At 39.2% G+C, this 13,146-nt stretch carries 13 protein-coding genes; 8 read left to right on the top strand and 5 right to left on the bottom strand.

The genetic code is table 11. The features are described from left to right. Positions 1 to 11 precede the first annotated feature (11 nt). From FHW88_RS16430 to FHW88_RS16420, 3 genes are all read left to right on the top strand, one after another. Complete coding sequence (locus tag FHW88_RS16430) at positions 12 to 845, top strand: helix-turn-helix transcriptional regulator (RefSeq protein ID WP_176626940.1); 834 nt, start codon at positions 12 to 14, stop codon at positions 843 to 845. A gap of 92 nt (positions 846 to 937) precedes the next feature. Then, a complete protein-coding gene (locus tag FHW88_RS16425; RefSeq protein WP_176626938.1) occupies positions 938 to 1,294 on the top strand; it encodes a SnoaL-like domain-containing protein in 357 nt (118 codons plus the stop codon). A 614-nt stretch (positions 1,295 to 1,908) separates the two neighbouring features. After that, on the top strand, positions 1,909 to 2,925 hold the full coding sequence (locus FHW88_RS16420; RefSeq protein WP_176626936.1) for a hypothetical protein: 1,017 nt from the start codon (positions 1,909 to 1,911) through the stop codon (positions 2,923 to 2,925). A gap of 244 nt (positions 2,926 to 3,169) precedes the next feature. Here the strand turns inward: FHW88_RS16420 and FHW88_RS16415 are convergent, their stop codons facing one another. The 5 genes from FHW88_RS16415 to FHW88_RS16395 all read right to left on the bottom strand — a co-directional run bounded on the left by FHW88_RS16415 (position 3,170) and on the right by FHW88_RS16395 (position 8,706). After that, positions 3,170 to 3,745, bottom strand: a complete 576-nt coding sequence (locus tag FHW88_RS16415; protein WP_176626934.1) for a hypothetical protein — start codon at positions 3,743 to 3,745, stop codon at positions 3,170 to 3,172. 228 nt (positions 3,746 to 3,973) lie between these two features. Beyond that, positions 3,974 to 4,876, bottom strand: coding sequence for a HEPN domain-containing protein (locus FHW88_RS16410; RefSeq protein ID WP_176626932.1), 903 nt, complete (start codon positions 4,874 to 4,876; stop codon positions 3,974 to 3,976). A 27-nt stretch (positions 4,877 to 4,903) separates the two neighbouring features. Next, complete coding sequence (locus FHW88_RS16405; RefSeq protein WP_176626930.1) at positions 4,904 to 6,322, bottom strand: hypothetical protein; 1,419 nt, start codon at positions 6,320 to 6,322, stop codon at positions 4,904 to 4,906. Between the two features lie 47 nt (positions 6,323 to 6,369). Next, a complete protein-coding gene (locus tag FHW88_RS16400) occupies positions 6,370 to 7,833 on the bottom strand; it encodes a hypothetical protein (protein WP_176626928.1) in 1,464 nt (487 codons plus the stop codon). Between the two features lie 558 nt (positions 7,834 to 8,391). Continuing rightward, a complete protein-coding gene (locus FHW88_RS16395; RefSeq protein WP_176626926.1) occupies positions 8,392 to 8,706 on the bottom strand; it encodes a hypothetical protein in 315 nt (104 codons plus the stop codon). Positions 8,707 to 8,954: 248 nt separating this feature from the next. Here FHW88_RS16395 and FHW88_RS16390 point away from each other — a divergent pair, with 248 nt between their 5' ends. The 5 genes from FHW88_RS16390 to FHW88_RS16370 all read left to right on the top strand — a co-directional run bounded on the left by FHW88_RS16390 (position 8,955) and on the right by FHW88_RS16370 (position 13,047). Then, the gene (locus FHW88_RS16390; RefSeq protein WP_218117225.1) at positions 8,955 to 9,383 is read left to right on the top strand and encodes a helix-turn-helix transcriptional regulator; all 429 of its coding nucleotides are present in this window, start codon (positions 8,955 to 8,957) and stop codon (positions 9,381 to 9,383) included. Further along, positions 9,376 to 9,795: a hypothetical protein gene (locus FHW88_RS16385; protein ID WP_176626923.1), complete on the top strand. Its 420-nt coding sequence runs from the start codon at positions 9,376 to 9,378 to the stop codon at positions 9,793 to 9,795. Before FHW88_RS16390 ends, FHW88_RS16385 begins: the two co-directional genes overlap by 8 nt. A gap of 616 nt (positions 9,796 to 10,411) precedes the next feature. Next, positions 10,412 to 11,317 carry a helix-turn-helix transcriptional regulator gene (locus FHW88_RS16380; RefSeq protein WP_176626921.1) on the top strand — a complete coding sequence of 302 codons (906 nt, stop codon included), beginning with the start codon at positions 10,412 to 10,414 and terminating at the stop codon, positions 11,315 to 11,317. A gap of 212 nt (positions 11,318 to 11,529) precedes the next feature. After that, positions 11,530 to 12,420, top strand: a complete 891-nt coding sequence (locus FHW88_RS16375; protein WP_176626919.1) for an RteC domain-containing protein — start codon at positions 11,530 to 11,532, stop codon at positions 12,418 to 12,420. A gap of 129 nt (positions 12,421 to 12,549) precedes the next feature. Further along, on the top strand, positions 12,550 to 13,047 hold the full coding sequence (locus tag FHW88_RS16370) for a hypothetical protein (RefSeq protein WP_176626917.1): 498 nt from the start codon (positions 12,550 to 12,552) through the stop codon (positions 13,045 to 13,047). Positions 13,048 to 13,146: the final 99 nt, after the last annotated feature.

Raw genomic sequence — 13,146 nt, 5'->3', positions numbered from 1 at the left:
AATTTTCGGGCATGGGTTTATATGAATTTTCACCTGATACGGACTGGCAAAAACACATCGCCTTCTTCTGGACATTGAAAACCGAGGCAGACATAGACCCGTCCGGCATGCGCATTTATGCAGATGGCTGTTCTGATATTATATGCAACGCAAGAGAAACCACTGCTTATTTTTACCCATTGCAGGGAACACATCAGGCAATTCCTTTACATCCCGGACAATTATATCTGGGAGGAACGATGACCGCCTACGGCATACTCAAAGGCGAACCAGGATGCACATTGAATGGAATACGTTTTCGGCCTGGTGGCTTTTATGCACTGTTTTCCCAAACGATGGAAGCCTCGGTAGATTCGACAATTGAGTTTTTGGATGAAGAATTGTGTACTTTAATGCAACAAACCGAAAATCTGGATAGCAGGTTAAATCAATGGTTGAATAACCGCTCAACTGACCGGTCAGTGCAGGTTGCCGGTAAATACGATTTTATCTATCTGCGAAAAAAAATGTATGAATCGGGTGGGCAGGTAACCATTGAAGAACTGGCAGACGAAATGTGCGTCAGCAACCGGACATTGGAGCGCATTTTTAAGAAGAACGTCGGCATCCCACCAAAAGATTTTTTACGGATCATCCGTTTTCAGGAAGTTCTCAAGCGCCTGCAAAACCTCCAAACCAAAAATGAAGTATCGGCAGAAAAAGAAAGTCTTTTACAAATTGCATTTGAACTGGGCTATTACGACCACGCGCACCTTACTAACGAATTCAAAAAGTATTCAGGTATTCTTCCTTCTGAATTGTCTCTTTTCTACAAAACCGGTATATCCAACGGCCAATATTTTTGAGCCATGGTTTGTTCATTCTTTAACTTGTCGCATTTTTCCAAAACCGGCAGGCTACGCCGTCTGTAATTTTGATCCATACTAAAATTACAACCATGAAAACAATCACAGCAATAGCCGAAAGGTTGGTTGAGCTGGTTAATCAGCAACAATTTGTGCAAGCTTACCAAGAACTGTACAGTGAGGACGCCTGGAGCATTGACCCTATGTACCCCGAACTGTCACCTATTAAAGGGCTTGCCACACTTATCGACCGTGAAAATGCATTTCTGCAAAACGTAAAGCTGAATGCCGTAGCAGCTTCAGCGCCTCTATGCACCGATAACTATTTTTCGATTACTTTATCGATGGATTTCATCTCAGGAGACCATCAGCGGAAAGTAACCGAACTTTGCGTATATGGTGTCAAGGACGGCAAGATCGTAAGTCAGCAATTTTTCACTACGGTTTGATAATAACCCAAATATATCTTATCAAAGAAAAGGTCTGCTTGTGATATCACAAGCAGACCTTTTCTTTGATAACTGTCACCGAAAAAGAACGTGATTTTGCGAGTTCACTGGCCGAAGCAAATCCTAACGCTAAATGGCGAGGTGATTCTCAGCCTGAATCGGATAAGTGCAAAACTTATTATTTTGAAAGTTAGTAATTGTTTGAATAAACTTCTTCTTGGAAAAAATAAAGGCCCCTAACGTCATCAATACAAATGGAACGATGGCAAAATTTTTAAGGATTCCGTAAATAGTATTTGGTAGTAGGGTTTGTTAAATATATTATATTCCGATTTGAGTTTAATATCATAACTTTAAATAAGTCCGATTACCTTACTCATAAAAAGTAAAGCAAATTTATAGTCCTCTTTTTTAAGTGGATTTAGTTCTTTGGTATTATCTATTATTTAGCTTTGGGAATATGATTATTAAAAATTTATTTTTTTTAACCTTATAAAGACTGTCAAACATAGTATTTGTTTTAAACGGTAAAAAAATATCATTCGTAGTACTATGTGTTTCTGGCCAGTGAATTTAAATAAGGAAATATAGCATTTTACTTTTGATTCAAGAATATGGAATATACGATGCACGATGCGATCCGGGCGCTATTGGAGGGCGAGGATTTTTTAGAGTTTACCTATTTCAAGGAAAATGAAGACCTATCGCCTTATCATAAGTACATACGAGGTCTTTGCGAAATGCTCGGCGAGAAACGCCGACCGTTTGAACTTTATTCCCCGGGTATGATCTTACTGGATATCATACCTGAAGATCCGGAACCGTATATCGTTGCGTTACTGTTAGAGAAACTCACATCCGGCGGCGATGATCGTATTGTCATACTAAAAATACTGGCTAAAGTTAGCATCCCCGAATCGATGGACATTACGCCCATACTTGACCTGTTGGACGATTACTATTATAAGTTTACAGCTGTGCTTGCTCTAAATGGCACGCATCATGAGGTAGCGGAACAACGGGTATTGGAGATTCTGCGGGAAGAAAGTTTCCCATCAATCGAAAAAATCCAAATTTTCTGTTCTACACTTGCCGCTATTGGCTCGTTACGGTCACTTCCGGTATTAATGGCAACGCGCGTGGACTACGATGATGATAGCATAAAGCAATATTTCCAGGATGCAATCCAAAGTATTTGCCGTCGCGCGGGTGTGCCCGAGGAACTCATGGACAGGATCGAGTCACCCGGATTTTGGAAGTTGAACTGGCAGGGAACACCGGAAAGCTTTGCCGGTTTTATTGAATTCATCAGCCTTTTCATGGTCAGTGGAAATAATAAGCCTGGTGACATGGTAAATAGGATCGCAGAAATTTTCATGAAGGAAATGGAAGTTGATATTTCACCCTATGCAAGCTTCGAGGCGCTACGTCTATGTGCGTCCGGCGATAACCTGATGGAAGGACTACAACACATGCAAGAGAATCTTGAATGTGAACTCTTGCTAAATGCCATCACAGAAACTACCGGTGTACTCCCAAGCACAGAAACAATGGCGAAAGACTTATACTTTGACCTCGTCAACGATTATTTGATGACGCGACTTAGGAGGTATTTCGAGTTCAATGGTTAACGAAATAGAAGATAAGAAAATAGCTAATGCTCAATTTGTTTTCGTTGTAAGACACAATGTAGCGTGCAAGATCGTTAGACGATCCTGCAACACTACCATTGACTTACCAGTCCTCGGTTATACTATCAGTTCTTGCTATAATCACACTTATTCTAACACTATTAGGTCGAGTGACGAGGCAGCCTGAGAAACTACACCGCCCGCCAAAACTGCCAAATTTTTAATTAAATGTGCAATTGAATCTTTAGTGATTATTTAATCTTTTTTTTAAAAGCCACCCTGCATCTATTAGCTGTTTAATGCACTTGTGAAAAGATATAACCTCGTCCGGTGGTACAACATCATAATTGGTTTGAGTAGATAAAGCAAAATGTAACCACTCATGTAAACGATCCCGGTAAAGTTGAGGAGGAAATTCTTTGAAACAACTTTCCAATGTCACGTATGGATCAATAATTTCATCATCGGAAAGAGTCATTGGATAATATTCCCATTTCCGCCGTTCTACATCCAAATCTTTCTCGGAAATTCTTCCTGGAAAATAATTAAGATCATTCTGGTCTAATAGAAATAGGTGTGCTGCCTCCATAAACCTCAAATTTTCATCGTAAGCTGAAAGTAATGGCTCGGGGCCGAGATTTGGATCGTTGTAATAATCATATTTAAGAACAAAATCCCGCCATTGATCGATCATATCAAATTTCTTTCTTGGTAGTTCCGTGTTAAAATATTGCTTTATAATTTTTAACGGATTGAGCAATTCGCTTATAGTTAATGTTTTTGGGAAATGCTCCCATGGCGCTATTGGTCTGTCGTACATCTTTATAAATTTTAAATCCGTATCATTATACCTGGAGGAAAATCTACAGCGGAGCTGGCAGGGCCGGGAAAATTCACGACCTCTGCCGATACTTTCGCTGCGTCCTTAGCGGTACCCATGTGCGGTCTCTTTATGATCAATTTCAACTATTTGGAAATTACAATTGCTGCCTTCATTAGTCTATGTTAGCTTTTTTTTGAAGCTCTAATAATATACCTTAGAACAGCCCTACAGCGAAACCGGCAGGGCCGGAGAATACTCCGCGGCCTCTGCCGATATACTCGCTGCGTCCTTAGCAGTACCCGGTGCGGTTTCTTTTTTTGCCAGTTCTTCTATAAGATCAAGAAAGGCTTGCACTTGTGTGCATAATAAATCAGCTTCATGGTCAACTACCTGATAGTTATCTTTATATCTGGCATCCGAGTAGCTTGTGGACAATACCCTAAACAGATGCTTTTCTTTTGCGAAACGTCGTCGGAATAACGCTAATGGCTCCGGTGAAAAACAATTGCAGAAATCAAGCAATCGGCTTATATTATGGATATCAGAACGGTATCCTGTAAACAGCCTGATCAATGCCCTGCATCCTTGCTCAACGGCCTGATGAAGCAAAAAAATTACATTATTGTCGAAGTCATTTTCAAGGCAAGTCCAAGCGCTTTCCATAAAGCCTGATGCAAGGTTAAAGATATGCTTGAATGCCTCTCTATCTTTCGAGATGGCCTCGTTCGCTTTTGCTGTATCAAATTCCGGTATCATCGTAAAGCCGTCTTTTGTAAATACAAGCACGCCATTCAGGCACGTCTTTAAAAAAAACAGATCGTATTTAAAAACAGCATTTATAACCGTCTCTTGGCCATGTTGCAAAATGAATGTACCCGGAAATAGTTTATTGATATAATCCTGCATTGTATGCTCGATACGGGTAATATCTTTTGTCATGACTAACAGGTAGTATGTATTCGACGACAATGAACTTGAATCAATGAAACATGTGTTGTCGCTGCTATTCCTGCTCAAAACGCCAAAGCAAATTATCTTTTCTATTTGATACTGGTTGTTGAGTGCTTTAGCGATATGCTGCACCTCAAGGCTTTGACTGTCCGTTAATTTTATTTGTTCGTTTTTCATAAAAAGGAATTTCTTATAAGTGATTGATCAATTGCTATTTATCAGGTTAATTATGTAAACGCGAAGCTTATTCAACTCCTCCCTGAATGCTACTATATTTTGTGTTGTTAATTCCTGCCCGATTTCGTTAACTGCCTCCTGCTTAGTTATTAAAGCTGGGTATAAAGTAGGATGGTTTTGCCGTAACATTTCAAATTGGATCTGTATCTCTTCCGTTAAAAGCATGGTCATTTTAATCAGTCGCTCAATATCCGGATGGTTAGTTTTATATCCAGTTTTTATAAATAGTAGAGTTTCAAGGCAAATAATGATTGACGAAGACATAGAACGCATCGCCTTGGGGAGGTCTTGCTTCCCTATATCATAGTCAGATTGAAGGAAATGGGCGTGGGCAATCGTTAAATTGTTTTGGGCCGTTGCCGATGCATCAAGGGTGACTGGCTGGAATTTCGGGCCAATATGTTTAAGGCTAATATTGGAAGCTTCGTATAAAATATTGCCCTTACCTATGGAATAGCTTAAAAATCCTCTTGCCTGATCATTGTTTTCTCTTAGTATTCTGCTACTTTCAGCAATTAGCAAAATAGGTATGAGGGATTTGATGGTTTTCGTTAATGCAGTGTCTAAGCTTTCGTTTACAGCGTATAAAAATTCATCAGCCATAACGTACAGCATAATAGTATGGGGCTTTTTAACCGTTCCAATATGTATGATCGCCTTGATTGCGGGAGCAATATCCAATATTGCTGCGACACTATTCTTTAGGACAAGTCTTTCTGCTGGTGTATCAGGCTCTGTTACTGTTGATAGCTTGACATGCGTTAACGGATTTTCTATCAATTCATCAGTAATTGCTGTTTTTTCATGCGGCTTGTAAACCGGGTTGTCACCTTCCCGCTGCCTGATGAGCCATGCAACAGCAATAAGCTTTTTCAGATTTTTATAAAACCCAATTACTTCCTGTGCGGACAAAGAATCTATCGGCTGAGGTGAGAGGGCAAAATCTATCCATTCCAACAAGTAATCCCTGCATCGTTGTGGCTTTGTCGTTTTAAAAAACTTTTTTAGCAGACGGTACGGATCAGTCAGTTCGTCGTCGGATAGGTTGTCTGGCATCCAATACCATTTATCCCTTTCCGATTGTAACTGCGTTAACGACACGGCTTCAATAGGTTCTTGACTATTGATCAAGCGTAAAATGTATAAGGCTTCAAGCAGTTTCAATATGGAATGATATCTTGAAAGCAATTTTCCGGCTCCCAGTCTTTTGTCGTTATAACTCTCGTAGGCTACAACAAAACGCCTCCACGTTTTTAGGTCTTCAAGGTGACCTTGCGGCCAGTCCCAATCAAAAAACTGCTCAATCACCCAATGAGGATTTCGGATCTCATCGAAGCTCAGATTTTTAGGATAGTGATCCCATGGTACATGCTTGTCTAAGAACATCTTATTTGAAGTTTGAATCAAACGGAGTTTAAAAGATTTTCATTTGATCAGTTATCGGCTACATGAGCAAAAGGTTCGTCCGAACCTGTCATCAGGGCTTTAACGATCATTCGATGGTGGACCAGTTCAATTTTCAATTGAAGCGCTTCCTCAACAGTCAACGTTGGGGGTATATCGTCATAATCTGTCTGTGCACCCATTAAGTGCGTATGCAGGTCGGTTTCTAAATTGCCAAGCTGCTCAAATCTGTTCTCGATCTCATTTGTAAATAGCGTCGTCAACCAGGACAATCTTTCGATGTCAGGTGTTGCAGTTTTGTACCCGGTCATAAAGAATAGTAAAGCCTGAAGCGAGGCCCTCAAAGACTGGGCAATCAGAACTACCGCCTCGAATGCTCTCTGTTCCTCAATACGATAATCGATCAGGTCAAAGCACATGCTTGCTTCAGTCAACTTTAGTTGGTGGTACGACATCCCTATATGGTCCTTAGCATAAGGAACGGTGACCTTAGGCACCTCAAAAATTACCCCTTCTGCTTGATATACAATAACACCTTTCGCTAAAACATATGCAAGGAAGGCGGAATTATCTTCCGAGATTCCCTTTAAAATTTCGGTGCTTTCGATTACTGTGATAACGCATATCAAATTTTTAAGGCCATCTTCGATGAGTTCATTGAGCGCTCTATTGATCGGCGTCTTAGTCCCATCTACCAAGAGGTAAAGCATAAAGGCTTCCGGGTTGCTGATATTGTTAATATGAATTATTGCTTTTACTGAAGGCACTATTTTTAATATTCCATTCGTAATTTCCTTCAATGCAAATTTTTCAGCCGGGGTCTGCTCGATTTTGTTTGTTGACAAAGTCACTTTCAGAGCGTTTTTAACCTCGTCCCGCCCTGAATCCTCATATGCTGAATGACCTTTTTTTAACAATGGGTAATCATACTCACGTTGTCTGATCACCCATGCTGCCGAATAGAGCTTTTTAAGATGATCATAAACCGTAAATATTTCACTTGCTGTTAATTCTTCATTGATCGCTTGTGCAGACAACGCTGCGACCAGCCATTCGACAAAGTGGTCTCTGAATTCCTGCGGCTTTATATCTGCGAAAGCATTTGTAACTACTAAATAAGGATTTAATAATTCCTTTTCCGTTAAGGCTGTGGGATACCAACTCCATTGCACTTTTTCCTCAATGATATCTTCTATGGTCACCTCTTTTTTGCGATACGCCGTGTGCTCATGCTCCAATAACAATAAATACAAAGATTCTATTAGCCGGATGTTCAGTTCGTAATCATGGTAAAGTGCTCCTGGCCCAAATCGTTGATCGTTGTAATAACCGTCGTTTACCACATGGTCACGCCAATTTGTCAACCTTTGCTCATGGGCCTCCACGGTACGGGCGTCAAAGAAATGTTTGACCAGAATGATGGGATTCTTTATCTCAAGAAAACGCAGAAATTTCGGTGAGTGGTCCCATGGAGCATGAACGCCGTAATACATATGTCATTGATTTAAACCGGTCTTCATTGGCCGGTGATACAAATCTCAGTTGTGCAGAAATGCTAACCTATTCTGCGCAATTCTAAAGTATGCTTAAGGCAGGAATAACTTATTTTTAAGCAGATTTTTCCTCAATTCTCGAAAGCAATCCATAATTAAAACAATTATTTAAAAGAAAAGGCCCGACTTTCGCCGTGGCCTCTCTGGCTGTCAACCTTAAACTCTTTAGGATAACTTTACCGATCTCTATAAATCCGCAAGATTTATGACTTTAAAAAATTGAAGGAGATAGCAGCCTGGAAAATAGACCTGACACCTTGATCTCCTTTGCCGTGCTAATAGCTATATAATTCGGATTGATGTTGGTTTGTTAAGATTTTTAACTTATACGATGTCAAATGCAAACCCACTATCGCAAAACGGCAAAACAAATTTGAAAATCAAAAAACATCTAAACAATTCTCTAAAATTCTATTCAATCTTAAAAGCCGGATTTTTTAGAATTACATTTCAACCAATTCGGAAGTTTTTTACATACGTTCGTAGATTGATATTACACTATATCAAGGGTGATGGCAAATCAATGTCGCCATCCTTTAAAATATTGTCTTGGCCACGTTTTTCGCAGAAATCCAAATAATTTTCATATCCGCAATACATAGCCAACACGTCTTTAGTAAAAGATGAGGGCGGAAATTTTGAAGGTAGATAATTGAATAGGCGCAGAATTGCTACTTCTGATAATTCATGATGAGTTTGCAGGAAAACAGCATAGCCTATGGGCTTTGCAAGTTGTGGCACCATCGTGTTTACGGCGTTCTTCATAAGTACCAACCCTTTAAGTACTTCAAGGTAATTATCTACGGCTGACATTTAGGTTTTTTCTAATAATACGTATTGTATTATTTAGTTGTTTTATTATAAAACCCAATATTTAGAGCTTTTAAGGATAATATTTAAACTTTTACCAAAGCTTATATTGATTGACCTTACAGCGCTCACCTTCGAAAATTTATGATTTATTTAAAATAGAGTCCAAGTATTATTTCTATTTTAGACTAAGTATATGCTTTTACGATTTTTTGTTACTTTTGACCGCACTCTACATCTAAACTATGAACATGAATACCGATTCATCAAAAAATATTCACCAAGGGCGTAATGTCAAACGTTTCCGCGAAATGCTCGGCCTCAAGCAAGAAGCACTTGCGTATGCTCTGGGTGAAGATTGGAGCCAAAAGAGGGTTTCATTATTGGAGCAGAAGGAAGTCATTGAGGATGATATCTTAAATCAGGTTGCTGCAATTTTGAAAGTTCCAGTTGATGCAATCAAAAATTTGGATGAAAACGGTGCTATAAATATTATTGCAAATACTTACACAAACAATGATAATTCGTCCACATTGCAGGGACACTATATAAATTACAATCCTAACTTTAATCCGATTGAAAAGATAGTTTCATTGTATGATGAGAAAGTAGCTTTACTTGAGCGGTTGTTGGAAAGTGAAAGGGAAAAAGTAGAAATGCTTAGAAAGGGCAATGGATAAATCTATCGAGCGATTAATAAAACAAATTCAGGATTTATCGGAGATTGTAAATCGTTTTAACTCCGAGGCTGTTCAGATAAGAATAGTAGAATTTCTTTTACCATTCGTAGAGCTAAAATCCAAGCCCATAAAAAATACTGCCGAACAACTTGCCCCTATAGTTTCTAAGGAAGAATATTCAAAGCAATCTTTTAAAAGGCCAGGTGTCAAACGTGTGTTAGATCAAGTTATGCTGACCGATTTCTTTGATACAGAAAAAAATATTGCCGAAATAGTAAAACATCTCAATGATGCTGGTAACGACTTTAAAGCACCAGAAGTTTCAGGCATTTTGCTTGCTCTTACCAAAGATGGAAGACTTAAAAGGTATAATAGTCAAGTAAATAATCGCTTCTTATATATTCGGGCTTGAACTTGACTTAAAGACTTGGAAATAACACTATAAAAATGTATTTCTCGCCGATGTCTGAGCGGTAATTACTATAAAACTTCCTCTTACATCTCACAATATTATTCTTTCAGTCATGGAAAAGTAAATCACCGTCATTTGCTGTAATTATTTCACACTTTTTCTCGTTTTAATCAATAATAAATACTTGATAATTTGAAAAGCCTCAAAGCTTCTCATAGAAAATTATAATAATAATTATTTATATCAGGAATTTATATTTTTTAACCAACCCTTATAACGAGTCAATATGATTATTGCAACAAAATGCGATACCGCAAGCCTTGTAAGTTTCTTATCAAATCTCTTTTTTAAAAGATTTTGCATCATTATGAACCATCAACATGTCAAGCAATTCAGCTGGCATATCGGTTTATTTAAATATCTTTTTGACACTTGCCCATTTGTTGGAATCAAAGGGCACCATTTCCCATCCGACGTCAAAAGTTAGAAAAAACTTGAACCTGCTATCGTTGGGCGCTCGAAGCGTTGCTAACAGCACGGTTTAAAATGTGGAAAGTACTCATTTTAACGATTCTTATTAACCTTCACGTCGTTAGGAGCGATGGAATAAATCACTATGCAGGTCTTTGGAACACAAATGCATATTGTCACTGCCGTTTTTGTCCTTTTGGAAACGATGCTATTGGCAGGTCAGACAATCCGGTATCTTCTTCGTTTGGAAGATAAACATCGAGTCCGTTATTCTATACTTTTGCTATTACTAATTATTTATGACATCACACGAGGATTGTTTCCAGATGCGCAATTGTCCTTGCCGATCCGATATCAACACATGATATCATACGGCGCTGGTTTTATAACTGCATCGTATTTCCCGTTTTACTTTTACAAAGAATTTGATCTTCAGCAGCTAAAATGGCATGCCAAAATTGGTGTACCATTGTTTCTTCTCGCTCCATACTTTATATTCTTCGTAGTGATCTATGCCATCAATGACGACTTTATAATGGATGTTCGGTTAGGAATAGTCATCCCATTCATTTATGCTGTTGTCTTGCTTTGGGCAATTCTTCGTGCCATACGCCAACACTATCAGCAGCACCGCGATCATCACTTTTATACTGAAGAGATTACTGTGTATTGCGCTGTCTTTCCTTGGGTAGCCATGGGAGCATTTGTATGGTTACAGATGGATCAGGTTACGGAAGTTTTATTTACAAACTTAGGATTTGTAATTATTACAATCTTATTCTTTGTCCGATCTGCTCGCCGCGCAAAAGCCGAACATCGACGAAAACGGCACAATCGATCTGTAATATTTGATGCGAACTGCCAATTATACAAGCTTACAACGCGGGAAAAGGATGTTGCCAGGTCCCTTGCAGACGGTCTTTCTTATAAACAGATAGCGGAAAAGTTATATCTATCGGAAAATACGGTAAATAACTATATACAAAGAATTTACGAGAAAACTGGCGTCCGAAAAAGACACACATTGATCAATAAACTCTTCGAAAATTGAGTAGGTGGTTTTCCACTTTTCAGGTTAAAGGATAAAAACTACACTTATAAGGCTTCCTTTGATTGCCCATCTTTGGCCATTGTTAATGGTTAAAGATGGGCTTTTTTATTAAATAGAATTATTTGGAAAAACTCTACTTATATCCTGCCAAAGGTGGAAGTTGTTGCCGATTGTGAACCGGGCAAAGGCAGGTTGGATTAAATCTTTGTTTTATGCTATCAAATTCTATCAGAAAGCTATTGACGCAGCTTACGGATGGACTTGCTCATATTGCAGGTCAACAATTCACTCCAGAAAAGCGTTTATCAAGTTCCCTCCAACTCATTAGAAGCCTGTCAAGAATGTTGCGGGAACAGGTGCAGCAGAAACGGTTCGACGACCAAAACTCCGAAATTTACTTTTTTAAAGAAATAAAGCCAAAGTTCCTGTCGGCTAAAATATTTGCTATGGAGCAATACAATATCGAGCAGAGTAGGCCGGTGGGCACGTGGGACAAGCAATTGGCTTTTTATGAAAGCGAACTCGAAATAATCAACCGGTGTTTCAAACATAATGCTTACATGTATCAGTATTATCGAACAGGGATGACTGAACTTGACAAGCTTTATTTCATACGGGGCGCAGAGGTGCCGTCTTTTTTTGTTCCTGAATTTGGTGAGGCTGATCCCGAATTTTCAACCTGCGGAGACTATCTCTTTTCAAAATTTGAAGCCTATGAACATTTACAGGAATTTATACTCGAACAAATCAGATTTGGCACGTTAGCGGCTCAGGTAAAACAACACGGAAGTTATCTGTCCAAACCACTAAACTGGACAGGCGAAAGTATAAATCTTGTTGAATTGGGTTACGGATTACTCGACAGCGGCCAACTTAATAATGGGCAGGCTGGTGTAAACGATATTTTTAAATGGCTGGAAGAACATTTCGGAGTGTCAATCGGCATTCCTGCTCGTCGTTTTGTGGAAATCAAGAGGCGAAAACGTCTAAGCCGTACCCGTTTTTTGGACAACCTGCGCGAATCGGTCAATAAGAAAATTGAGGAGGATGAGGAATATAACCCGGAAAAACAGCAATCCAGAAGAAACCGACAAGATAACTGATTGCTAAATAGTTTGATTTCAATTGGTTAAAATCAATTTTAGGCAACTTGTCCAAGGCGGATTTCACATCTCCCAACCTTTGCTTTTGTAATCCTGTCGCAATGAAGCGGCAGGACAAAAGCAAGTTTTATGATACTACATTTTTTCACATGGCAGCAATTTTTGATTGCCGCCGTCATTTTCACAGTTGCCTGGTATGCGGGATTGCTGAGTTTAACAGCTAAGGGTTTTAAAAAGGAAAAAAAGGTTGAACGCCTTCAAAAAGATTGGGAAGAGGAATTGGATGATGAGGATTTGATCGGCTCAAACAGGCCGCCGGACGGCATCAGCGAAGTTGAGGCACATACACTCGGCTTTGCGCCAAAGGTTTGGGACGCAACAGACGATGCGGAGCGTGAAAGGCAAATCGGCATCATACCCGACGTGTTAGAGGAATTGAAAACGATCTTCAATATCCTGGAAAACGAAAACGGGACAAAAGAAGATTTTTATTCCCTTTTCGATTTGGTGAAAACGAAGTATCCCGATATCGCCGGTTCTCCTAATGTTTCCGCGATCAACGAATTTATCCGCGAAAATGCCCTTTTTCCGATCTCGGATGAAGAGTTAACTAACCTTTGGTATTAATCCCCTAATTGACTTAACCATGAAATCAGTTTTCAAAGCGATCTATAAATATTTCAAAAACGGCATCAACGATTACCGTGCAGTACCGGCAGGGCAAAA

The organism is Mucilaginibacter sp. SG538B, assembly GCF_013376065.1.
In the GTDB taxonomy this organism is placed as follows: Bacteria; Bacteroidota; Bacteroidia; order Sphingobacteriales; family Sphingobacteriaceae; genus Mucilaginibacter; species Mucilaginibacter rubeus.
This window is presented reverse-complemented; position numbering and strand designations above follow the sequence as displayed.

Coding starts and splice junctions, on each gene's coding strand:
- FHW88_RS16400 (WP_176626928.1), bottom strand. CDS start 7,833: ATGTATTACGGCGTTCATGCTCCATGGGACCACTCACCGAAATTTCTG.
- FHW88_RS16405 (WP_176626930.1), bottom strand. CDS start 6,322: ATGTTCTTAGACAAGCATGTACCATGGGATCACTATCCTAAAAATCTG.
- FHW88_RS16375 (WP_176626919.1), top strand. CDS start 11,530: ATGCTATCAAATTCTATCAGAAAGCTATTGACGCAGCTTACGGATGGA.
- FHW88_RS16430 (WP_176626940.1), top strand. CDS start 12: ATGGGTTTATATGAATTTTCACCTGATACGGACTGGCAAAAACACATC.
- FHW88_RS16395 (WP_176626926.1), bottom strand. CDS start 8,706: ATGTCAGCCGTAGATAATTACCTTGAAGTACTTAAAGGGTTGGTACTT.
- FHW88_RS16370 (WP_176626917.1), top strand. CDS start 12,550: ATGATACTACATTTTTTCACATGGCAGCAATTTTTGATTGCCGCCGTC.
- FHW88_RS16380 (WP_176626921.1), top strand. CDS start 10,412: ATGCAGGTCTTTGGAACACAAATGCATATTGTCACTGCCGTTTTTGTC.
- FHW88_RS16415 (WP_176626934.1), bottom strand. CDS start 3,745: ATGTACGACAGACCAATAGCGCCATGGGAGCATTTCCCAAAAACATTA.
- FHW88_RS16390 (WP_218117225.1), top strand. CDS start 8,955: ATGAATACCGATTCATCAAAAAATATTCACCAAGGGCGTAATGTCAAA.
- FHW88_RS16410 (WP_176626932.1), bottom strand. CDS start 4,876: ATGAAAAACGAACAAATAAAATTAACGGACAGTCAAAGCCTTGAGGTG.
- FHW88_RS16425 (WP_176626938.1), top strand. CDS start 938: ATGAAAACAATCACAGCAATAGCCGAAAGGTTGGTTGAGCTGGTTAAT.
- FHW88_RS16385 (WP_176626923.1), top strand. CDS start 9,376: ATGGATAAATCTATCGAGCGATTAATAAAACAAATTCAGGATTTATCG.
- FHW88_RS16420 (WP_176626936.1), top strand. CDS start 1,909: ATGGAATATACGATGCACGATGCGATCCGGGCGCTATTGGAGGGCGAG.